Source organism: Aurantimonas marianensis (assembly GCF_024195285.1).
GTDB lineage: Bacteria > Pseudomonadota > Alphaproteobacteria > Rhizobiales > Rhizobiaceae > Aurantimonas > Aurantimonas marianensis.
In genome coordinates this window covers 1-22,119 of record NZ_JALHBS010000046.1, presented here as the reverse complement: position 1 = coordinate 22,119, position 22,119 = coordinate 1, and the positions used below count along the sequence as shown (strand labels likewise).

Genomic DNA, 22,119 nt, shown 5'->3' with positions numbered 1-22,119 from the left:
TGCGCAATATCAAAATGTCAGGAGGCGTGGAAAATGCGTATGTTTCTGATTACCGTTGCCGCTGCGGTCAGCACGCTGGCGTTGTCGGTTAGCGCCGACGCGAAAACGTTCACGCGGAAGGTCGTCGAAAGCAACGACAAGTGCTATTTGGTCGAATATATTCCATCGACCTACATCTATAACACGAAGGGAAAGAAAGTGAGCGGCGAAAGCCGCAGCTGGGTCGGGAACATCGCCGACGGCGCGGTGATCATCAAGCGCCGCAATCCGGCCGTCTACATCCAGACCCGCAAATTGCTCGAGCAGGATCATTACACGCTCGTCGCGCAGGGCTGCTGACGTTTCGGAGAGGAAGCCCCCGGGCCTCCTCTCCTTCCTTCTTTTCCTTTCGCGCGCATCGGTTGGAGATGAATGATGGCCATCGGGCTGCTGACTCTCATGGCGGGACTGGCGATACCCTTCGCATCCCCGGATATCGACGCCGATCCGCTGCCGATAACCGCGGAACTGAGCATCGTCTTCGAATTTGTCGAGAGCGAAGGCGGCTATGAGCTCAACGCCCTGGTTCGCGACCGGATGAGCGAGGAAATCCGGACGATACCGCTCGACAATTGCGCCACGATCGACATTGGCGTTGGCGACGAAACCATCCTCGGCGAACCGGTGGCATGCGACGACGAACGCTATTTCTTCGACTTGGTGGGTCGCCACGTCATCGTCAGCGGCATCAAACGCAATCATCCGCTAAGAGACGTCGAGCCGGGATACGTGATCCTCAACGGCGTTCCGTTGCTCGTCGAAGACGAGGAGCGCGTCGTCGAGCCAGCGCCATCGCCCGGCTTGCCATTTCCGTGATCCTGAACCGAAGGCTTCCGCTTCCCTCTCCAATCCGCTCAAGATCGGCAGGTGTGCGATGATCAGAACGCTTCTCAATCCAGCCGCATCTTCGGATGAACGGATTCGAGGCGCAACGCGCGGGCGGTCCTGCGGGACGGTCCTGTTGTTGGCCGCGCTTGTCCCGATCGTGGCTGCGTGCCAGCTTGCCAGACCGGGCGCCCAGGCTCGTCTGTCAGCGAGCAATGAGCGTGTCGCGGCGGTCCAGGCGCCGCCCGCCATTCCCTTCGGCTACGCCCTGCGCGCCCCCTCGCGGCGACCGACGACCGCCGTCAGCCTCCACTTCGAGTTGGTCGAGCAGAAGCACGGCTACGATCTGAATGCGGTCATCCTCGACCGCTCGACGGGCTCGCTGCGCACCGCGAAGATCCGGCGCTGCAACACCATCGACCTCGACTCCTTCGACGCGAGCAGCCGCAGTCTCTTCGCCACGCCTGTGCTCTGCGATGGAGGCTCCTATTCCTTCGATGTGCTCGGCGAGCGAATTGCCGTCGTCGGTCCCCGCCGCAACTACATTCTACAGGGTCTGCCGCTCGGGCACGTGATGCTCAACGGCGTGCCGGTGCTGGTCGAGCCGCGCGGCCATCGCCATCCCGCGCCCGTCTGGCGGGACAGGTCCGGTCGACAGATTCCCTTCACCATTCAATAATAGCGGCGGACGGGTTTTCCGTCCGCCTGCCTTCCCCTTATCCGGGGCCGAAGGGCAGTCGGAGACCGGAGGCGTACCCCGATCATAGTCGGGCGTTCGCTCACCACCCACATTCCCGCCTTTCGCCGCGCGCCCTCTGCCTCAGCCTGACCGCTCGATCGCGGGTCGGCATGGCGCCGCCCCCCCCCGTCCGGCCCGCGCGCTTGTGCGCCATCAGCCGGACGCCGCCACCCCGCGCGTCCAGGAGTCGCCAGGCTTCTTCGATCCGCCGAAGACCCGGCAGCCACCTGCGGCCGGCAGCGACCCTGGGCCCGGACCACCGCCTTAATCATGACTTATTTAGGGTTAAAGCGGCGCTTTGAATTGTCGCAATCCCGGATTATCAGTAGTAACCACCATATTCGAAATATCGAATCAATAGCGGCAAGGATTTGAATATTCGCACTTATTTTCCTGTTTCCGGCGTTGTCTATCGGTAAAATAAATTGCGTCGATACATACCCGGATCTATTTTCTCATGATTGACCGCCCCGCTATTGGTCTCGTGCTTGTGCTGACACTCACGGGATGCGCCGCCGTCCCGACACGGTGCTATGTCACGTTGACGGACGCGGGCGAGCCGAGCGCCGAGGCCTGCGAGACCGGATCGCATCTGCGGGTTCGGCCGATCACGCCCGAGAACGCAGCCTTTTACGCGCCACCCTATGTCCTCGCCGCCTTGGCGAATGAGGGCTTTGTGAGACTGCCGACGACCGACGTCGGCGATGAACCGTCGGCCGCGATGCAGCTGAGCGAACCGATCTTCGCGGTCGACAGCCGGATCGTCGTGGTCCCCCTCGACGACGGCCCGCCGCTCTTCTCGCTTTCCATCCCGGCCCTGTCGATCGAGCTGCGGCTGCCGCGCAACGAAGCCACCGCGCAGGCGCGCGCCCGACCGACGAGCTGAGACCGCTTCCAACATGCGGCCGCGGTCTCTATATGTTCCGCCATGGCCTCCCGACCCAAACCGACCCGCAAGCGCCCGTCAACCGACACCGCCGACGAGCCGCCCTTCGATCCCGGCGCGCCGGCGCGGCGCGGACCGCTGCGGGATTTCGCCGACGCCGCCGAGCCCGCACGGCCGGCCGGCTTCGCGGAAGCGCCGCAGGCGTCCTTCGAGGGCCTACCCGCCGGCCCCCTCTCCGGCTGGGCCGACGAGATCGCGCAGGCCGCCACCGTCGACGCCGAACGTAAGGCGGACGCCGACGTCGCGCCCGACGACAGGCGGGGAGCGCCGGCGGCGCGCCAGGGAACCGAAAAAACCGGCGGCGGGCGTGAAGCCCGCCCTGCGCGCGATGCCGAAGGCACGCAACAAGGCAAAGCCGCGAAGGCGCGCAGCGCCGACAGCGTGAGCCAGAACAAGACCGCGCGCGGCACCTCGATGGGCGCGACCCGCGATCCCAAGCAACGGGCTGCCGCCGGGCTCAATCCCGTCGCCGGCCTCGACGTCTCGCTGGAGGAGGCGCAATCGCTGCCCGAGGGCGGCGTCACCGCCACCGTCGACGCGCTGACCAAGCTGATCTCCGAGGGCAACCCGCTGCTCAAGAACGGCGAGATCTGGGTGCCCCACCGCCCGGCCCGGCCGGACAAGTCCGAGGGCGGCGTCAATTTCCGCATCGCCTCGGATTACGTGCCGAAGGGCGACCAGCCGACCGCCATCGCCGACCTCGTCTCCGGCATTTCCGAGCACGACCAGACCCAGGTGCTGCTCGGCGTCACCGGCTCCGGCAAGACGTTTACCGTCGCCAACGTCATCGAGAAGACCCAGCGCCCGGCCCTCATCCTCGCCCCCAACAAGACCCTGGCGGCCCAGCTCTACGGCGAGTTCAAGAACTTCTTTCCCGACAACGCGGTGGAGTATTTCGTCTCCTATTACGACTACTACCAGCCCGAGGCCTACGTGCCGCGCTCGGACACCTATATCGAGAAGGAATCCTCGATCAACGAGCAGATCGACCGGATGCGCCACGCCGCCACGAGAGCCCTGCTCGAACGCGACGACGTCATCATCGTCGCCTCGGTCTCCTGCATCTACGGTATCGGCTCGGTCGAGACCTATACGGCGATGACCTTCCAGATGGCGATCGGCGACCGGCTGGATCAACGCCAGCTCCTCGCCGACCTCGTCGCCCAGCAATACAAGCGCCGCGACATGGACTTTCAGCGCGGCTCGTTTCGCGTGCGCGGCGACACCATCGAGATCTTCCCCGCCCATCTGGAAGATCGCGCCTGGCGCATTTCGCTGTTCGGCGACGAGATCGAGACGATCCAGGAGTTCGACCCGCTCACCGGCCAGAAGACCGACGACCTGAAGAGCGTCAAGATCTACGCCAACTCCCACTATGTCACGCCGCGCCCGACCCTCAACCAGGCCGTCAAGTCGATCAAGGAAGAGCTGCGCCACCGCCTGGTCGAGCTGGAAAAGGCCGGCCGCCTCCTGGAGGCCCAGCGGCTGGAACAGCGCACCCGCTTCGACATCGAGATGATCGAGGCCACCGGTTCCTGCCCCGGCATCGAGAACTATTCGCGCTATCTCACCGGCCGCCAGCCCGGCCACCCGCCGCCGACCCTGTTCGAATACCTGCCGGACAACGCCCTGGTCTTCATCGACGAAAGCCACGTCACCGTGCCGCAGATCGGCGCCATGTATCGCGGCGATTTCCGCCGCAAGGCGACGCTGGCCGAATACGGTTTTCGCCTGCCGTCGTGCATGGACAACCGGCCGCTGCGCTTCGAGGAATGGAACGCCATGCGGCCGCAGACCGTCGCGGTCTCGGCCACCCCCGGTTCCTGGGAAATGGAGGAGGCCGGCGGCGTCTTCGCCGAGCAGGTGATCCGCCCCACCGGGCTGATCGACCCGCCGGTGGAGATCCGCCCGGCCCGCTCCCAGGTCGACGATCTGATCGGCGAAATCCGCGAGGTCGTCGCCAAAGGCTACCGGGTGCTGTGCACCGTCCTCACCAAGCGCATGGCCGAGGACCTCACCGAATATCTGCACGAGCAGGGCATTCGCGTGCGCTACATGCACTCCGACATCGACACGCTGGAGCGCATCGAGATCATCCGCGATCTGCGCCTCGGCGCCTTCGACGTGCTGGTCGGCATCAATCTGTTGCGCGAGGGCCTCGACATTCCCGAATGCGGGCTGGTCGCCATTCTCGACGCCGACAAGGAGGGGTTCCTCCGTTCCGAAACCTCGCTGATCCAGACCATCGGCCGCGCCGCCCGCAATATCGACGGCAAGGTCATCCTCTATGCCGACCGCACCACCGGCTCGATGGAGCGGGCGATCGCCGAGACCAATCGCCGCCGCGAAAAGCAGGAGGCCTACAACACCGAAAACGGCATCACGCCGGAATCGGTCAAGGCGCATATCGCCGACATTCTCGATTCCTATTACGAAAAGGACCATGTCCGCGTCGATGTCGGCCCCGGCGCGAAGGAAGGCGCCCTCGTCGGCAACAACCTCAAATCCCATCTCCAGCATCTGGAAAAGCAGATGCGCGACGCCGCCGCCGATCTCGACTTCGAAACCGCCGCGCGGCTTCGGGACGAGATCAAGCGGCTGCAGGCCAAGGAGCTGGAATTCGGCGGCGTGCCCGGCGACGGCGCTGAGGCGGAGGCTGCTTCTTCTCCCCTGGGGGGAGAAGGTCCCGGCAGGGGGATGAGGGGCGGCAAACGCGGCGCCTCGGATCGGGTCGACGCCGCCGACACCCTCGCCGCCGCCGTCGCCTTCGAGGAGGAGTCCATCTCCCCCGTCACCGGCCGCTCCAAATACGGCCGCAAGACCAAGCGCGACCGCGCGCCCGCCGGCGGCGAACGTTTTGGCCCACGCGGGGAACCCTTGAAGCCCCGCGGTGAAGGCTCCGCCCGCCGCCCGGCGCCGCTGGCGCGAAAGGGTTCAGAAAAGAACGCTGAGGCCGAAGCCGGCACGGCGCATTCTTCGCCCCAGAGGGGGTCCGAAGGACGGGCGAGGCCCGCGACTCGCCCCAGTGCCCCGGAGGGGCGGATGAGGGGCTCCGGCGAAGCCGGCCAATCCTACTTCCAGAAACCCTCGCTGGACGACATGGGCCCCGGCACCGACACGGCCGTGCCCGACCGCCCGTCGCTGTTCAGAAAGAACAGCCTCGACGAAATGACCGTCGGCCGCACCGAAAAGCCGGCCGGCAAACCCGTGCCGAAGAAACCCAGGCCGGACGCGACGGGCGCGGCCTCACCTTCTCCCCTCGGGGGAGAAGGGTCCGAAGGACGGGCGAGACAAGCGGCTCGCCCCGGAAACCCGGAGGGGCGGATGAGGGGGACCGAGCGTAGCGAATCCCCCGCCCCCATCCGCCGCGAGCGCATCGGCCGTGGCAGCTACGAGGACCCGGCCGACGAAAAACGCCGCAAGCGCCGGCCCGGCAAGACCGGACGGCCGGGGCGGTAGAAAGCAGAGGCTGCCTGCTTCAACCTCTTCGCCCACACCGCCTCAGAAAAGGGCGTCCCACCTCCCCACTTTCGTCATCCTCGGCCGCAGGCCGGGGATCCATGCCAAGCTAGTGCCGCCGCCAAACCGCCGCCGGTGACGCACACAGCCCCTCCGCTACCGAAGCGGACTCGACGCCCGTAGAGGCATGGATCCCCGCGCAAGCGCGAGGATGACGAAGCGGAGAAGTGCGCTCACCAACCACCGACGCCCGTGGTAGAAAAACCGTCCCGGCGCGCCTATCCTCATACCGAACCGGTATGGGAGTGATCATGACCCGGCTTGAACAGATCGAGGCCGACGTCTCCAACCTTTCCGGCGCGGATCTGAATTTAAAGGTTTACACACGTCTCGATTGACAAGTAGACCGTCAAAAAGCGAACGTTTGACCTATTTTGAATGACGCTCAATCGAAGCCGGTGATTTCGTGAATTCAGCAATAGCCGTAATATCAAATAGGAAATGCACACTCATTCCACGAATTCCAATCGTGATTGCCGACTTGATAAAGATTCAAGCTATTAGCGCTGAGGTTTATCATGTTCTTTCGGCTTACAATGAGTCGCGAGGAATATTTCTATCCGCGACCAACAAATGTTCGGTATTGAACAAGGAAAGCCGCTTATACGACGAGGCACTTATAAAAGAAATCCATCTAAGTTTATGTTTTGCTCTTAACTATTTTTCCGCATCTGGCGTGATGGCGTTCGATGACATATATCATATCGAAAAACGTCGAAAATTACGCGTGTCATCGTTGGATTCCACTCATCTCGAAGATCTTAGATCTCTATCGTCGATGGAATTTAAGATCAAGAACGGTACTAGTCCCGATCAGATTGAGAAGTTGTTTTTTGCGTGCTTTAATTCATTGAAGACAGATAAATCTTTTTATATCACTCTTAAAAGATTTATTCTTTCTAACTCGCGAGAGGAATATTTTAGCCGCGTAATAGACATGTCTATATGTCTCGAGTCTCTTTACAGCTTCGATTCTGAAATCTCGTTCCGGTTTTCATTATATAACTCATTGATATCGGATACCAGTCAAGAAAAAAGGAAGGAGGTTTTTAATACTATGAAATTACTATATAAAGAGCGAAGCAACATTGTTCATGGAAATTCGAAATCGATTCGGAGTCAAATTGACCCTCTTTGGGGAAATATCGTGGACATTGCAAAATATGCGATACTTTACAAATTGAACTTTTTGCAGTCGCATCAAAAAGACCAATGGGACTCTCATCTGAACGACTTGTCGTTTGGCGCACGGATCGAGAACTAAATTAAGATGGCTACATACGTTAAAAAATCAAATATTCTGCGAATTTTATCGATTCGCGAACAGGTACTAGGCGTTGATGTATTTCGGGGCTTTGCGCGCCTCTGTGATCTCTCGATGATTTCGAGGGCAGATATATATGATGCAAAGAAGAACCCCACTGGTACCCAGCGGGATCTCAGTCCCAAGCATGCTAGAGAAGCCTATTTTTACGTTAGGCAAGAAGAGAAGGCGTACTGGCCGGAAATATTTCTAAGTGCACGGGATAACTCTGTGTGGTCGTTTGCTCCAGCTAAGAACGAAAATCTTGGATACCTCGAAATTAACACAGATCTCACTTCTCAGACAGGTATATGGATCTCGCGAGTCGATGGCAATCATAGACTTCACTATGCTGATGGAAGCTTTGATGGCTACCCCGCCATCGAGAAAGTAGTATCATTCTCTCTTGCGGTCGACTTGACGCAAGAAGAAGAAATAAAGATATTTAGAGATATAAATAACAATCAAAGAAGAATGAATACGAGCCATTTGGCGAACATAAAGATGCGTCTTACGGACGATATGCAACTTGCAAATCGTGACCCTGCGCTATATCTGGCTAATCGCCTATCAAAAGATGAAGACAGCCCATTTTTTGATTTGGTGTATTATGGTGGGAAAAAGGATATTACAAAATTTATCCAATTAAATACGCTGAAATCGGGCGTGCAGTATATGTTTTCGCAACCGACCCGACTTTCGGCGATTGAAGACATAAATGCACAGGCAAAGATTGTAAAAAACTACTTTTCTGCATTGAAACGCATAGAGCCGCTAGCCTGGAAAGAACCAAAAAAGTACGTCATGCTTCGCGGCGCGGGTTTGTGGGGCATATGTTTTCTTGGCGCAGAAGTTATTGATCGCGCCCTCCGTAAAGGTCAATATAAAGTTGATGATTTTGTCCGAATATTGCGTTCCGGGAAAACATGGGACTGGAGCAATCGCGGGGATTTTACCGGGTTAAGCGGTCGATCTGGCGCGGTTCGCATAAGGGATTTAGTAGTCTCTGAATTTGCGGACGAGGAGTCGGTTTCTCTCAAGGACCTTATGAAGGAAATATCCGATGATTCTTAGACTTAAATACGGATTAATTGATTAGTCGCTCTACTTCAACGCGCCTTCCGCCTGAGGACAGAATCCTTGTGACAGCCCGAGGATGACCCGCTGGGCCGAATCTGCGAACATCTTCTCCGCCCGAAACGCGCTGCACGTCATACTCCCCAGCACCTCCCCCTCCCCAAAATTTTTCTCCCCACCCTTTTGACCTCCCGCACAATCCCCTGACCGCCGGCCCGCGGAACGGGCGCGAATGATCACCGGGATCGTTTGGGGGCCGGCGGTGCGGTGTCCGCGACGGGGCTTCTTCCGGAGAAGGCCCGGCCCGGACGGCCCTTTGCTCCGCCGGACCGTCCCCACTAATGAGGGGTCTGCGGATCGGTCCGCTTGAACGCCCCGCCAAGGGCGTGAAGAGCCGGCAGCGCACGCGAACCCATGAAAAGGCGGGGTTAGCGTGTCGAAGGGTCGCATGAACGCCGCGCGGGATGCCGGAGGCGGACCGTATGACGTAAAACAGTCGGAGGGTTCGCCTCCGGCGTCCCGCCGCTCGTCTCGTCCGAGACGAGACGGCTATCTGCCCCGCCCGTAAGCTCCTCGCGGAGCTCGTCGCTGGCGGGGACCGCGTTCCCGAGCCCGCCGCGAGGCGACGCTGAAGGAGGGGACGGAGACTTTGCCCCGCCCGTAAGTGGCAAGCCACTGGCGGGGACCACAGGGGCCCACCAGCGACGAGCTTCGCGAGGAGCTTAAGGGTGGGACAAAAATGCTCATCACCCGGCCGCTTTGCGGCGCGGGAATGCTTTCGCACGTCCGGAGGAACACGATGCCGAAAACCCCCGCCCCGCCGACCGACGAACCGCCGACGCGGGAAGAGATCGCCGCCAGCCGGGCGATGGTGGGCACGCATATAGATGTCGTCCGCCGCGCCCTGATCCGGGCCGGCTGGCGGCAGGGACCGCGCCGCCAGAATCTGCGCAGCGTCTGGCAGGCGATCGCGGCGGACCCGGCCGAGTGCCCGGGCGGCGACAGCGGGACGCCCAGCGACACCCGCATCCTCGCCGGCATCGCCCAGCGCATCACCCATGCCTGCCCCCGGTCCGAATGCCGCCGCGGCTTCACCTGCCGGCACGGCGCGCGTCCCGGCGACGCGGCGCGGCGCGACGACCCGCCCTGTTTCGCCGCCCTGCCCCAGGCGGCGCGGATTTCGCTGCATTTCGCGGTGGCGCGGCTGCAGGACCCGCGTCGCTTCCGTGATGCCCATATCAGCCGTCAGGAGGCGGCCTTGCTGCGCGCCGCGCAAGCCGCGCTGGACGATCAGGCGCCTTCCGAAGCCGAGGCCGCGCCGCCCGAGCCGGGCGGGCCGGACGCGTCAACCGAGCCGGACGGCATTGCGCCGCCGCCACGCCCGCCCATGCCGGAGCCGCGCATCGTCACGCTCGACTAGGCTCTCAGCGCGGCACCGCGCCGTCCATCATCTCGGCCTGGCGGCTCCAGCTGGCGCTCTTGACGCCGTCGGGGGTCTGGGCGCAGGCGCCCAGGGTCACGGCGAGAACGAGTACGGCGGGGAGGAATTTCATCGGGCGGGCCTTCATGGGATGAGTGCGGGACCACACTCTAGCGCCAACCCGGCGATTGCGTGGCGAAGCGTCTTTCCCGCGCCGCGGCCATGAAAAAAGCCGCCCCGCGTGGCGGGACGGCCTGTTGGCACAGATGTGGAAACGACGCCTTAGTTCGGGGTCTGGCCGGTAGCCGCATCGCCGGACATGTTGGAGTCCATCGCGCCGTCGGCCTTCATGCCGCCGGCATCCATCATCGCGCCGGCGCCGGCCGAGCTGTCCATCGACGCCATGGTCGCGGTGAACGGCATCACGACGGGCTTGCCGTCGGCCATGGTCGGCGTGTCGACGTCGGTCGAGCCCTCGCCGAAATCATAGGTGTCGTTGCCGTTGGTCTCGTCATGCAGCATGACCATGTATTCGGTGTCGGCGGCCAGATCCATGTCGGCCTCGACCGAAACGTCGGTGCTCTCGCCGGCCGGGATGGCCACATGGCCGATCGAGCCCGGAACCACCGGCGCGCCGTCCTTGACCTCGTGCAGGACCAGATAGCCGCCATTGGCGGACGAGACCTTGGCGAAGGTCGCGGTCTTGCCTTCGACCGTCACGCCGGCCGTGTCGATCATGTTCTCGGCGACAGCGGTGGAGCCTAGAGCGAGAAGCGTGGCGGCGGTCGTCATCAGAAGCTTGTTCATGGGGTATTCTCCAAATTCGGGGGTGGATCGCGATTCACCGCCGAAGCGATGCCGCGATTGGACCAACAACGGGCCGTTCGGCGGGAAGTTGCGTCCAGACCCATCGATCAAGTGGATGTGAGGGAAGGTCCGGCTGCGGCGGCATGTGCCGGCCGCGGCTTTGTCCCGCCGGGCGGATCGGTTAAAGGCGGTGCCGATCGCAACCAACGGCAAGGACGACCATGACCATCACCCTCGACAAGGCCCGCATCATCATCGCCGAGGCGCTCAAGACCGGCGCCGCCAATGGCTGCAAGCCGCTGACCGTCGCCGTGCTCGATGCCGGCGGCGCGCTGGTCGCGCTGGAGCGCTCCGACGGCTCGTCGCGGATGCGGCCCGACATCGCCATCGGCAAGGCCAACGGCGCCATCGCGCTCGGCATCGGCTCGCGGGCGATCTTCAAGCGGGCCGAGGAGCAGCCCTTTTTCGTCCAGGCGATGAACGCGCTGGCCAAGGGCTCCCTGGTGCCGGTGCCCGGCGGCGTGCTGGTCAAGGGCGAGAGCGGCGCGATCCTCGGCGCCGTCGGCATCACCGGCGACACCTCCGACAATGACGAGATCGCCGCGATCGCCGGTATCGAGGCCGCCGGGTTCCAGGCCGACGGCGGCTGACCGGGGTCCGCCAGCGAGCCGAAACCGAAGCTTAAGGGCGGGCAGACAACCGGCCCCCGCAGGGGGGGGGCGAGGTCGGGAAGTGAAACCTTCTCGCCCGCTTCACCGAAGCTTGTGTTGATCGGGCGCGTGTCGCTGGTCTTGATGGCGCGACGCCGCCTATTCGGCAAAAGACTGAGGAGATGACGATGCGAGGCAAGACTTCACTGACCCTGGCGGGGCTCGCCGCCGCCGCGCTGATGACCCTGACAGGCGCCCCTGGCCCGGTCGCCGCCCAGACGACCGCGACGGCGATCTTCGCCGGCGGCTGCTTCTGGTGCGTCGAGAGCGACTTCGACCATGTCGACGGCGTCGTCGAGACCACGTCGGGCTATATCGGCGGCACCAACCAGAACCCGACCTATGAGAACCATCCCGGCCACGTCGAGGCGGTGAAGATCACCTACGATCCCGCCAAGGTCTCCTACGACGAACTGCTCACCGTGTTCTGGCACTCGGTCGATCCGACCGACGCCGGCGGCCAGTTCTGCGATCGCGGCCATTCCTATACCACCGCGATCTTCGCCACGGATTCCGAGCAGATCGAAAAGGCCAAGGCTTCCAAGGCGGCGGTGACGAAGGACCTCGGCACGGTGGTGACGCCGATCAACACCGCCCCGACCTTCTGGCCGGCGGAAGGCTACCACCAGGATTACTACCAGAAGAATCCGCTGAAATATAAATACTATCGCTTCTCCTGCGGCCGCGACGCCACGGTTAGGCGGGTCTGGGGCGACAAGGCGTTCGAGGGCATCAAGGACGCGATGAGCTGAGGCGCGGCAGGGACGGCTCCGCGAAGGGAACCCGCCGCGCCGCCGGCAGTTGGACTCCAGACTTCGCACGGGAGACGATCATGATTTTCAAGCCCCTGGCGCCGCTCATCGGCGCCGCCCTCTTTCTCGCCCCGACCATGGCTCAGGCCGATGACGACTGGGTGACCAAGGAATCACCTCACTCGGTCGCCGATACCGTCGCGGCGCTGACTACGGCGATCGAACAGGCCGGCGCCAAGGTGGTCGCCACCCTCGACCATCAGGCCAACGCGAAATCCGCCGGGCTGGAGCTGCCGCCGACGACGGTGGTGATCTTCGGCAACCCGAAGCTTGGCACGCCGCTGATGCAGGAAAACCGCCGGATCGCGCTGGACCTGCCGCAGAAGATGCTGGTCTGGGACGAGGACGGCCAGACCATGGTCGGCTATCTTGAGCCAGAGGAACTCGCCGAGCGCTACGACATCGACGACGATGCCGAGCCGGTCGAGGCGATGGAAAAGGCGCTCGACAAGCTCTCGGACGCGGCAATCGCCGAATAGCACCGCCCGCCGGCCGCGCGGCTACGCGGCCGGATCAGCGGCAGCCAAATCAGCGGTTAAGCGGCTCGATCCAGATCTCGCCGGCCATGACGTTGGCCGGCTGCGAGAGCGCATAGAGCACGGCCCCGGCGATATCGTCCGGGGTCAGGGCATTCGGCTTGGGCTCGTCGAATAAGGGCGTGTCGACCATGCCGGGCTCGATCAGCGTCACCTTGACGCCCTTCTCGCGCATTTCCTCGCGCAGATTGTAGCCGTAGCCGGTGACCGCCCATTTGGTCGCGCCATAGACCGACCCGGGCAGCACCTTGCGGCCGGCCACCGAGCCCGTCAGCAGATAATGCCCCCTGGCCGCGACCACGGCGTCGTGGGTCGCCTTCACCGTGAACATCAGGCCGAGAACGTTGGTCAGCACCATCTCTCGCCAATTGTCCACGTCGCCGCCAGCAGTGCCGGTGCCCTTGGCGCCGAGCCCCGCATTGGCGAAGACGGCATCGAGCGAGCCGAAGCGCTCAAGCACGGCGGCCACCATCGCCTGTTGGGCGGAAAAATCCTGAACGTCGCAGGCCAGCGCCATCGCGTTGCCCTCGCCGAGTTCGGCGACCAGCCCGTCGAGTTTGGCCTTGGAGCGGGCGGTGAGCGCCACACGGTAGCCAGCCTCAACGGCGCGACGAGCGGTGGCCGCGCCGATGCCGGTCGAGGCGCCGGTGATGAGCATCGTCTTCATTGTGGTCTCCTTCAGCGAAATCGGGCGAACGCCTTCACCGGACGCCGTGGCACTGGCAGCGCCATGTGGATCGACGCCTCGTCAAGGAAAGCCCCGCCCCCACTTGCCGTACCGCCATCGCGTCCATGATCGCCCGTGGAAAACTCGTTTCGGATGGAACCGTTGGCGTCCGGCGCGATTATGCAGGCGACGGGTTTTCGGTGTCCGGGCGCGGTTCTGCGGCCCGGATATTCGCATAACCACCTACAGCTCTTGAAGGAGACGATCATGGCCAAGAAGGACAAGACCAGGCTGCACACGAGCAAGAACCCGCTGTCGGAAAACATCCGCGGTTCGATGGTGCAGCTGTTGCAGAAGCATCTCGGCACGGCGGTGGATCTGACCTACCAGACCAAGCAGGCCCACTGGAACGTCAAGGGCATGAACTTCATCGCCGTGCACAAGCTGTTCGACGAGTTGCACGAGGTGACGGAGGCCTATGTCGACGACATCGCCGAACGGCTGACCGGCCTCGGCGGACAGGCGCACGGTACGGTGCAGGCGGCGACGGAAAATTCCGTGCTCGCCCCCTACCCGCTCGATCTGGTGAAGTCCGAGGACCATCTGAAGCGGCTTGCCGACTCCTACGCCCATTGGAGCGACGAAGTGCAGAAGGGCATCGAGGAGGCGTCCGAGGCCGGCGACGCGCTGACCGAGGATCTGTTGACCGAGGTCGGCCGCGGACTCGACAAGTCGCTGTATTTCCTGGAAAGCCATTTTCAGGGGTGAGGCGTCCGCTGGCGCGCGCCGGACAAGAAAAAAGGCGGCCCGGAGGGTCGCCTTTTTCGTTGCGCCATAGGGTGTCGAGCGTCTCTTACGCGATCGTCTGGCCGGTCTTCTTCCAGTCGGCGAGGAAGGCGTCGAGGCCCTTGTCGGTGAGCGGATGCTTGACGAGGCCTTTCAGCGTCGCCGGCGGCACGGTGGCAACGTCCGCGCCGATCAGCGCCGCCTCGCGCACATGGTTCATGGTGCGCACCGAAGCCGCCAGGATCTCGGTGTCGAAGCCGTAATTGTCGTAGATCCGGCGGATGTCGGCGATCAGCGCCATGCCGTCGAGATTGATGTCGTCGAGCCGGCCGATGAAGGGCGAGATGAAGGTCGCCCCGGCCTTGGCGGCGAGCAGCGCCTGCACCGCCGAGAAGCACAGCGTCACATTGACCAGAAAACCCTCGCCGGTCAGCGCCTTGCAGGCCTTCAGGCCATCCAGCGTCAGCGGCACCTTGATGCAGACATTGTCGGCGATTTCAGCGAGGATCTTACCCTCGCGGATCATGGCGTCGGTCTCGGTGGCGGTGACTTCGGCCGAGACCGGGCCGTCGACGACGGCGCAGATCTCGGCGACCACCTCCTTCATCGGCCGGTTCGCCTTCATGATCAGCGAGGGGTTGGTGGTCACCCCGTCGAGTAGCCCGGTCGCCTGCAGTTCCTTAATCTCGGTGATGTCGGCGGTGTCGACGAAGAATTTCATGGCGCCCTCATTCAGTTCGGTTCGCGATCTGCCGCGTCTTTAGCAGGAATTTACGGGCGGGCGCTATATGGACGCTGGAATTGCGGTGTTCACCATATCGAAAACTTGCCTGTTTAGCCGAATTCGTAATGCCCACTGACGTGGCCGGTCGGGGAACGCCTCACTGATGTAATCCACCAAACCACGAAGCAGTGGTGAAAAAATGTGTTTTACTATAGCCGATGCGCGATAAATTCGCTAATTAACTCTGCCTTATTAGTTAAAATCAAATTCTAGCGCCTGCGAGGGCATATTGAGTAAGAACGCTCATTTCTCGGTCGATACCCGGCTGACGCGAATTCTGGGTGAAACCTATCGATCCAGCGAAGCTGCACTTAAGGAGTTGGTCGATAACGCTTGGGATGCCGACGCCGAGAACGTTTGGATCACACTGCCTGATCCGCTCACCCCGGACGCAATCGTCGTGCGAGATGACGGGGTGGGAATGACGACGCCCGAAATGCGGGGCGAATACCTCAATATCGCCAGCGATAAGCGCTCGCGAACAGGTGAACGCACGACGAGGTTCAATCGTAAGATTAAGGGGCGCAAGGGCATTGGAAAGTTTGCCGGACTGACGCTCGCGAACCGGATGGAGATTTCCACAGTTGCCCGTGGCTATCGCCGCACTCTCCTCATCGATAAGGGGGATTTAATCGAAAACCAAGGCGATCTGGAAGCGGTGCCTCTGCCGTTCAACGAGCAAGCTGTCCACGACGCCGTGACCGGAACGACGATAAAGTTGTCATATCTAGACAGCCGACTCAACTTCCCAACCTCTGATCGCCTCCGTGAAATTCTTATCTATGAATACGGACGCGAGGATAGCTTTAAGGTCTTCGTGAACGGACTTGCGCTGTCGATCCAAGATCTTCCGGGCTCCACAACTCACGCGAAGAGCGTGTTGCCCAACGTCGGCGACATAGATCTTAGTTTCACTATTGCCGAAGGCAAACGTTCTCCACGATCACCTGGAATTATTCTGAAAGTGAACGGCAAAGCCGTCGGGAGGCCCATTCTCTTCGGGCTCGATGAGGATGAAGAAATTCCCACAAAGCTGGCGCGACGGGTGTTCGGGGAGGTCGAACTCACCGGTGTCGAGGACTTCGTAACTGCCGATTGGGGTGGCATCCTAGAGAATAGTAAGGCGTATCAAGAAGCACAGACGTACATCAAAGGACAGGTCAAGGCGAGTCTACAGGAAACGCATGCCAGGGACCTGCATTTGCAAAAGGCACGCCTGCAAAAGCAGATCAATCGGCGGCTTCAAAAACTACCTGAATTTAGACGTCGATACGCTGAGGAAGCACTTAACAATATCCTCAAACGTTTCTATGGCGAAAGCCAAGAGCGAATTGCAACCATTGCCGATGTAGCTTTAGACGCGATGGAACACGATGCCTATTGGGCTGTACTCGAGCGGATCAACGCCTCAAGTCAAGGCGACGTTGGCTCTTTCGCTGAATCGCTCGAACAGTTCGGGCTACTGGAGCTCGCAACCATCGGCGTGCAGGCTACGCGCCGACGTCAGTTTCTTGATTACCTCGATCAGCTTGTTGAGAATCCCGCTACTCAGGAAAAACTGGCGCACAAGGCATTAGAAACGAACCTTTGGGTGCTCGGTCGCCAATATTCCACTATGGGATCGAACGCAACGCTCCGAAATATAATCGAAACCTACTGCGGCACTTCGTTTAAAGGCAGTCGCGCAAGCAAGCGTCCGGATTTGCTGCTGGCGCAGGATTACGGAGAGGCCTACCTGCTTATCGAGTTCAAACGCCCCTCTCACGACATAACGCGCGACGATATCGCCCAGGCTGAAAAGTACCGAGACGACCTTTCGCCACGCTTGCCCTCAACTCAGAGACTGGACATCATGATGCTGGGCAGAGGCAGGGTGCGGACCCTTGACGCCAACCACATGGCGCCTTCAATCACAATACATTCCTATGCTGGCATCATTTCATCGGCTCGTACGCAACTGGACTGGCTGATCAAAACTTTACGGGAGTCATGACATCCGATCGATCGTCGGATGACCGCACAAGACTTACGGAAAATAGCGCGGTGCTGGTGCGGGCCAAGGACAACCACGCCAAGCGCTTCTATCTGGCCTGCGCGGAGTTCATCGAATATCCGGCGGAGAGCCGCACGCTTTTCTTGCCGATCGACACGGTGATCGCGGCTTTCGGCTGAGTTCCGCTCCCGCCTCTTCTATTCCTTGAAGAGATCGGCGTGCGTGCCTGTGCGGGCCAGTTGGAGTTCGTCGCCGACAATCCGGTAGATCAGCAGCCAATCGGGCTCGATGTGCGCATCCCGGTAGCTTTGCCATTCGCCCCTGAGCGGATGATCGCGTTAGCGGGCGGGCAGTTGCTTGTTCGGCAAGCAAAAGGCTCAGCACCTGTCGCAGCTTGGAAAGGTCCTTGCCGCGTTTGCCCGCCTGCTTGACGTCGCGGCGGAACTGGCTTGAGCGGACCGGGGTCAGCACATCAGACGCCAAGGTCCTCGAACAGTTCGTCAGCGGAGGCGAAACGCTTGCCCTCGCCCTGTTCCAGCTCGGTCATGGCCTTGCGCGTGGTCGCGTTGGGCACCTTCACCTCGAAGGGAAACGCCTTGTCGGCGGCCACGCGCACCAAAAGCAGGCGGATCGCGTCGGAGACGGACAGGCCCATCGCGGCCAAGGCTTCCGTTGCCTCGGCCTTCGTCGCCGCATCAATTCGGGCTCGAACAACACTATCGGTCGCCATCTGACAATTCTCCCCGCGAACGACCACAATGTAGCTACGCTTCACCGCTATCGCAAGCGCCGCTGCTTTCGCGCCGCCCATCCGATTCCCGTAAACTCACTCAAACCTCGGCGATTCGCTTCGCCGGTGCGATCCGCCCTCCCCCGGAGCATCTTTTGTCCCAGACCGGCCAGCTCTTCGAAACGCGTGTCGTGCCGGTCCTCGTGCCGCTTCCGGCCGAGCGGCCCTATTCCTATGCCGTGCCTGACGGGATGGAGGTCGCGCCGGGGTCGATCGTGCAGGTGCCGCTCGGCCCCCGGCAGGTGGCGGGCGTCGTCTGGGACGGGGCCACCGACCGGGTCGACGCCAGGAAGCTCCGTCCGATCACCCGCGTCTTCGACTGCCCGCCGCTCGACGCCACCATGCGCCGCTTCGTCGACTGGGTCGCCGACTACACGCTGTCGCCGCCCGGGCTGGTGGTGCGCATGGCGCTCAGGGCGCCGGCGGCGTTCGACCCGGAAGCCTGGATCGAGGGGATCGAGGCGACGGGCGCCCTCCCCGACCGCATGACCGGGGCGCGCGAGCGGGTGCTTGCGGCCGCCAGCGAGGCGCCGGCCTGGTCGCGCTCGGGCCTCGCCCACGCCGCCGGGGTGACGCCGTCGGTGGTCGACGGGCTGATCAGGCAGGGCAGTTTTCGCGGTGTCCGCTTGCCGCCGCCGCCGGCGGTGGCCGCGCCAGACAAGGGCTATGGCCGGGCCGAACTCAACGCGGACCAGCGCGCGGGCGCCGACGCGCTTTCCGAGACGGTGGCGAAGGGCGGTTTTTCCACGACGCTGCTCGAGGGCGTCACCGGCTCGGGCAAGACGGAGGTCTATTTCGAGGCGGTGGCGCGCGCCCTCGACGCGGGCCGGCAGGTGCTGATCCTGTTGCCGGAGATCGCGCTGACCCAGAGCTTCATCGACCGGTTTCACGCCCGCTTCGGCGCGCCGCCGGCCGAATGGCACTCCGACGTCGCGCCGCGCCAGCGCGAAAAGATCTGGCGGCAGGTGGCGGAAGGAAGGGTGAAGGTGGTGGCCGGGGCGCGCTCGGCGCTGTTCCTGCCGTTCCAAAATCTCGGCCTGATCGTCGTCGACGAGGAGCACGACCCGGCCTACAAGCAGGAGGAGCGCACTTTCTATCATGCCCGCGACATGGCGGTGGTGCGCGGCTCGATCGGGAAATTCCCGGTGATCCTCGCCTCGGCGACGCCGTCGGTGGAAACGCGGGTCAACGCGGCGGCCGGGCGCTACGGCCATGTGCGGCTCGCCGGCCGCTTCGCCGAGGCGGCGATGCCGGACCTGTCGCTGATCGACATGCGCGCCGCGCCGCCACCGCGCGGGCGGTTTGTGTCGCCGGTGCTCGGCAAGGCCATCGCCGAGACCATCCAGCGCGGCGAACAGGCGCTGTTGTTCCTCAACCGGCGGGGCTATGCGCCGCTGACGCTCTGCCGGGTCTGCGGCCACCGCTTCCAGTGCCCGGACTGCTCGACCTGGCTGGTCGACCACCGGCTGCGCGGCCAGCTCCAGTGCCACCATTGCGGCTTCGCCGTGCCCCGGCCCGAGGCCTGCCCGGAATGCGGCACGCTCGACCACCTCGTCGCCTGCGGTCCGGGCGTGGAACGCATCGCCGAGGAGATGCTGACGGATTTTCCCGAGGCGCGGACGATCCTGCTCTCGTCGGACCTTCCAGGCGGCGCCAGGCGGCTGAGGCGCGAGCTCGACGCGATCGCCGACGGGGAGGCCGACATCGTCATCGGCACGCAGCTCGTCGCCAAGGGGCACCACTTTCCAATGATGACGCTGGTCGGCGCGATCGACGCCGATCTCGGCCTCGCCAATGGCGACCCGCGCGCCGCCGAGCGGACCTTCCAGCTTCTGCATCAGGTGACCGGCCGGGCTGGCCGCAGCGGCGGGCGTTCGAGCCGCGGCCTGATCCAGACCTTCCAGCCGGAGCACCCGGTGATGCAGGCGATCGCGTCCGGCGATGCCACCCGCTTCTACGAGCGCGAGATCGCCGAGCGGGAGCGCAGCGGCCTGCCGCCGTTCGGCCGGCTTGCCAGCGTCATCGTCTCGGCGAATACCCGCAAGGAAGCCGAGGAACATGCCCGCGCGCTCAGACGGGCGGCGGCCGAGGACGGCGACATCGAGGGTCTCGGCCCAGCCGAGGCGCCGGTGGCGGTGCTGCGGGGCCGGCACCGGTTCCGGCTGCTCGTTCACGCAACACGCCGCTCGCCGATCCAGGCGTTCCTGCGCGCCATGGTCGCCGCGGCCCCGCGCCCGCGCGGCTCGGTTCAGGTGCAGATCGACGTGGACCCGCAAAGCTTTCTGTGAGACATGCTCTGGCGAAGGGATGTGATGGGCGGGGGAGACGGTCGATGCAAGCGATCTTGAAGTATGTCCTGGCTGTATCGGCCATGAGTGTGCTCGCGAGTTTTTCGGTCATGGCTCAGGACAAGGCCAGCGAACCGTCGCTTCCGATCTCGCCCTTCGCCTCCACGACGCCGGGTCAGGCGCCGGCGGCTGTTGCCACCGCCGACACGCCGACCGACCGCGAATTGGGTCTGCTCGACTGGTCCCCCATCCCGACACGTTGTGCTTTCGTCGATCCCGACAGGACCATCGAGCCGAATGCGAAGACCGAGTTCGAACCGTTCGTTTTCCTGACGATGACCCAAAGCGGCGCCGGCACGACGGCCGGGCCGGAGCGCGGCTACGTGATGGCGAACGGCCTGGTGCGCGAACTCGAGAAGGGCAAGACCGCGCCCAACAAGGATGGCCACGTGGTCACCGTGTGGCGCTCGGCGGGCGAGCCGCGCATCAACGTCAACATCGTTCTCACCGAGGCGCGCCAGGAGAACGGGACCACCCGCTATTCAGGCCTGATGACCCTGTTCTGGGGCGACAAGAAGGAATCAGTTTCGATCAGCGGCCAATGCGAGGATTGACCCGCCGCGTCAGCGTTCTGACGGATCGATAGCCTTTCAGCCCGGGTATCTCCGCCGTCACCGCCGCCAGAGCGCGGCGCCTGTCCCGATGGTGAAAAGACGCGCTAACACATCGATAGAGCAGCAAAATGATCTAAGATCAGAGTTTCCTTTCGGGCCGCGAAGTCTCGCCCCCTGCCGCCTCGCGGCGAGCGGAACCCTTCGCCCCGAGGCCTGGTTTGCGCCACCGGCCACGCGCCCATAGGAACGCTCATTCCCATCCCTGCGCGGCCTGCCCACGCCCTCGCCACCTTTCCCTTCATGGAGCTTCGATGGATTTCGTGCTGCCCCAGACCAATGCCGACATACTGCCTTTTTCGGTAGCGGCCATGACCGTCCTGTTCGGCCTTATCGCTTTGTTCGCGCCCCGAATCACCTTGCGGGCGCTGCGGCTCGAAACCAGCCAGCGCCATCCCGAAGCCTTGTCCGAATCGCGCGCGACCATTGCCGGCTTCTGGCTCGGCGTCGGCATCGTGACGCTGCTTCTCTACAACCAGCCCTTCGTCCAGATGACGCTCGGCGCGGGTTGGCTGTTCACCGGTTTCGGCCGGCTGGTCTCGATCCTCTCGGACCGCGGGTCTACAGCCTATAATTGGCTGATGTTTTTTCTTGCCCTGGCGCTGGCAGCCGCCGCTCTCGCTCCCGTGTTCGGCCTGGTGGCGAATTAGCGCTCCGCGCCGACGGCAAATCGGCGCGGATAGGACGCCGCTTTGGCAAAAGCTGTCTCCCAAGCGTGTTGTCGCCGGGAAAACCCTATGCTAGACGGACCCAGTCTTCGGAAGGGCTTGCGCGGCCCGGTCGCGCGCCTTCCGTCATTCATCTAACGGCTTCAAGGATTTGGGGCGTTCTCGCTTCAGAGACGCATCGAATGCCTTGAACGAAACCCGAAAGAGAAACGGTCGTCCGTGGCACAATCATCCTCTCCCGTTTCGGGGGTCGCAGACCGCTACGCCCAATCGCTCTTCGATCTTGCCCGCGATGACGGCGCGATCGAGACGGTCGAATCCGAGCTCGCGGCGTTTCAGAAACTGATCGACGACAACGCCGATTTCCGCCGCCTCGTCGAAAGTCCGGTCTTCTCCTCGGACGATCAGATGAAGGCAATCGACGCCATCGTTGGCGAAGTGAAACCGAGCGAACTGACTGGCAACTTCCTGCGTGTCGTCGCGTCGAATCGCCGCCTCTTCGCATTGCCGGGCATCATCCGCGGCTTTCGCCAGTATGCGGCCGAGCATCGTGGCGAAGTCTCCGCGCAGGTGACCAGCGCCCACCAATTATCGGCCGCCCAGCGCAAGGAACTCGCCGAGGCTCTCGGCTCCTACGCCGGCAAGACCGTAACCATGACCGAGAGTGTCGATTCCACGATCCTCGGCGGGCTGATCGTCAAGATCGGATCGCGCCAGATCGACACCTCGCTTCGCACCA

Annotated in this window: 23 protein-coding genes; 17 read left to right on the top strand and 6 right to left on the bottom strand. The window is 62.8% G+C overall.

The genetic code is table 11. The features are described 5' to 3' along the window. Positions 1-33 precede the first annotated feature (33 nt). From MJ956_RS08380 to MJ956_RS08350, 7 genes are all read left to right on the top strand, one after another. Positions 34-339 (top strand): hypothetical protein, encoded by a 306-nt coding sequence (locus tag MJ956_RS08380; RefSeq protein WP_253964025.1) that lies wholly within the window; start codon positions 34-36, stop codon positions 337-339. A gap of 75 nt (positions 340-414) precedes the next feature. Further along, on the top strand, positions 415-855 hold the full coding sequence (locus MJ956_RS08375; protein ID WP_253964024.1) for a hypothetical protein: 441 nt from the start codon (positions 415-417) through the stop codon (positions 853-855). A 145-nt stretch (positions 856-1,000) separates the two neighbouring features. Then, entirely contained in the window at positions 1,001-1,543 is a 543-nt protein-coding gene (locus MJ956_RS08370) for a hypothetical protein (protein ID WP_253964023.1), read from the top strand. Between the two features lie 517 nt (positions 1,544-2,060). After that, complete coding sequence (locus MJ956_RS08365) at positions 2,061-2,489, top strand: hypothetical protein (RefSeq protein ID WP_253964022.1); 429 nt, start codon at positions 2,061-2,063, stop codon at positions 2,487-2,489. Between the two features lie 42 nt (positions 2,490-2,531). Continuing rightward, positions 2,532-6,008 carry an excinuclease ABC subunit UvrB gene (gene uvrB / locus MJ956_RS08360; protein ID WP_253964021.1) on the top strand — a complete coding sequence of 1,159 codons (3,477 nt, stop codon included), beginning with the start codon at positions 2,532-2,534 and terminating at the stop codon, positions 6,006-6,008. A 1,330-nt stretch (positions 6,009-7,338) separates the two neighbouring features. After that, positions 7,339-8,445 (top strand): DGQHR domain-containing protein, encoded by a 1,107-nt coding sequence (locus MJ956_RS08355; RefSeq protein WP_253964020.1) that lies wholly within the window; start codon positions 7,339-7,341, stop codon positions 8,443-8,445. An 802-nt stretch (positions 8,446-9,247) separates the two neighbouring features. Then, positions 9,248-9,868 carry a hypothetical protein gene (locus MJ956_RS08350; protein WP_253964019.1) on the top strand — a complete coding sequence of 207 codons (621 nt, stop codon included), beginning with the start codon at positions 9,248-9,250 and terminating at the stop codon, positions 9,866-9,868. A gap of 4 nt (positions 9,869-9,872) precedes the next feature. Here the strand turns inward: MJ956_RS08350 and MJ956_RS18770 are convergent, their stop codons facing one another. Beyond that, positions 9,873-10,001: a hypothetical protein gene (locus tag MJ956_RS18770; RefSeq protein WP_256477784.1), complete on the bottom strand. Its 129-nt coding sequence runs from the start codon at positions 9,999-10,001 to the stop codon at positions 9,873-9,875. 149 nt (positions 10,002-10,150) lie between these two features. Next, a complete protein-coding gene (locus tag MJ956_RS08345; protein ID WP_253964018.1) occupies positions 10,151-10,675 on the bottom strand; it encodes a DUF7282 domain-containing protein in 525 nt (174 codons plus the stop codon). Between the two features lie 221 nt (positions 10,676-10,896). On the opposite strand from MJ956_RS08345, the gene MJ956_RS08340 reads away from it, so the two are divergent. The 3 genes from MJ956_RS08340 to MJ956_RS08330 all read left to right on the top strand — a co-directional run bounded on the left by MJ956_RS08340 (position 10,897) and on the right by MJ956_RS08330 (position 12,676). After that, positions 10,897-11,325, top strand: a complete 429-nt coding sequence (locus MJ956_RS08340; RefSeq protein WP_253964017.1) for a GlcG/HbpS family heme-binding protein — start codon at positions 10,897-10,899, stop codon at positions 11,323-11,325. Positions 11,326-11,513: 188 nt separating this feature from the next. Then, entirely contained in the window at positions 11,514-12,137 is a 624-nt protein-coding gene (gene msrA / locus MJ956_RS08335; protein ID WP_423724822.1) for a peptide-methionine (S)-S-oxide reductase MsrA, read from the top strand. Positions 12,138-12,217: 80 nt separating this feature from the next. Next, a complete protein-coding gene (locus MJ956_RS08330; RefSeq protein WP_253964016.1) occupies positions 12,218-12,676 on the top strand; it encodes a DUF302 domain-containing protein in 459 nt (152 codons plus the stop codon). A 49-nt stretch (positions 12,677-12,725) separates the two neighbouring features. Here the strand turns inward: MJ956_RS08330 and MJ956_RS08325 are convergent, their stop codons facing one another. Continuing rightward, positions 12,726-13,400, bottom strand: a complete 675-nt coding sequence (locus MJ956_RS08325; RefSeq protein ID WP_253964015.1) for an SDR family oxidoreductase — start codon at positions 13,398-13,400, stop codon at positions 12,726-12,728. Positions 13,401-13,667: 267 nt separating this feature from the next. Here MJ956_RS08325 and dps point away from each other — a divergent pair, with 267 nt between their 5' ends. After that, positions 13,668-14,168: a DNA starvation/stationary phase protection protein Dps gene (gene dps / locus MJ956_RS08320; RefSeq protein ID WP_253964014.1), complete on the top strand. Its 501-nt coding sequence runs from the start codon at positions 13,668-13,670 to the stop codon at positions 14,166-14,168. A gap of 85 nt (positions 14,169-14,253) precedes the next feature. On the opposite strand, the gene fsa is transcribed toward dps, so the two are convergent. After that, positions 14,254-14,907 carry a fructose-6-phosphate aldolase gene (gene fsa / locus MJ956_RS08315; protein ID WP_253964013.1) on the bottom strand — a complete coding sequence of 218 codons (654 nt, stop codon included), beginning with the start codon at positions 14,905-14,907 and terminating at the stop codon, positions 14,254-14,256. A gap of 292 nt (positions 14,908-15,199) precedes the next feature. Here fsa and MJ956_RS08310 point away from each other — a divergent pair, with 292 nt between their 5' ends. Further along, positions 15,200-16,963 carry an ATP-binding protein gene (locus MJ956_RS08310; protein WP_253964012.1) on the top strand — a complete coding sequence of 588 codons (1,764 nt, stop codon included), beginning with the start codon at positions 15,200-15,202 and terminating at the stop codon, positions 16,961-16,963. Continuing rightward, on the top strand, positions 16,960-17,142 hold the full coding sequence (locus MJ956_RS08305; protein ID WP_341482708.1) for a hypothetical protein: 183 nt from the start codon (positions 16,960-16,962) through the stop codon (positions 17,140-17,142). Before MJ956_RS08310 ends, MJ956_RS08305 begins: the two co-directional genes overlap by 4 nt. A gap of 18 nt (positions 17,143-17,160) precedes the next feature. On the opposite strand, the gene MJ956_RS18985 is transcribed toward MJ956_RS08305, so the two are convergent. After that, positions 17,161-17,253 (bottom strand): type II toxin-antitoxin system YafQ family toxin, encoded by a 93-nt coding sequence (locus MJ956_RS18985; RefSeq protein ID WP_423724825.1) that lies wholly within the window; start codon positions 17,251-17,253, stop codon positions 17,161-17,163. Between the two features lie 182 nt (positions 17,254-17,435). Further along, a complete protein-coding gene (locus MJ956_RS08295) occupies positions 17,436-17,693 on the bottom strand; it encodes a type II toxin-antitoxin system RelB/DinJ family antitoxin (RefSeq protein WP_253964011.1) in 258 nt (85 codons plus the stop codon). Between the two features lie 155 nt (positions 17,694-17,848). Here MJ956_RS08295 and MJ956_RS08290 point away from each other — a divergent pair, with 155 nt between their 5' ends. From MJ956_RS08290 to MJ956_RS08275, 4 genes are all read left to right on the top strand, one after another. Continuing rightward, positions 17,849-20,041 (top strand): primosomal protein N', encoded by a 2,193-nt coding sequence (locus MJ956_RS08290; protein ID WP_253964010.1) that lies wholly within the window; start codon positions 17,849-17,851, stop codon positions 20,039-20,041. 44 nt (positions 20,042-20,085) lie between these two features. Beyond that, positions 20,086-20,655, top strand: a complete 570-nt coding sequence (locus MJ956_RS08285; RefSeq protein WP_253964009.1) for a hypothetical protein — start codon at positions 20,086-20,088, stop codon at positions 20,653-20,655. A gap of 311 nt (positions 20,656-20,966) precedes the next feature. Then, a complete protein-coding gene (locus MJ956_RS08280) occupies positions 20,967-21,362 on the top strand; it encodes an AGROH133_08824 family phage infection protein (RefSeq protein ID WP_253964008.1) in 396 nt (131 codons plus the stop codon). A gap of 237 nt (positions 21,363-21,599) precedes the next feature. After that, on the top strand, positions 21,600-22,119 hold a 520-nt coding region (locus MJ956_RS08275), incomplete at its 3' end, for a F0F1 ATP synthase subunit delta (protein ID WP_253964007.1).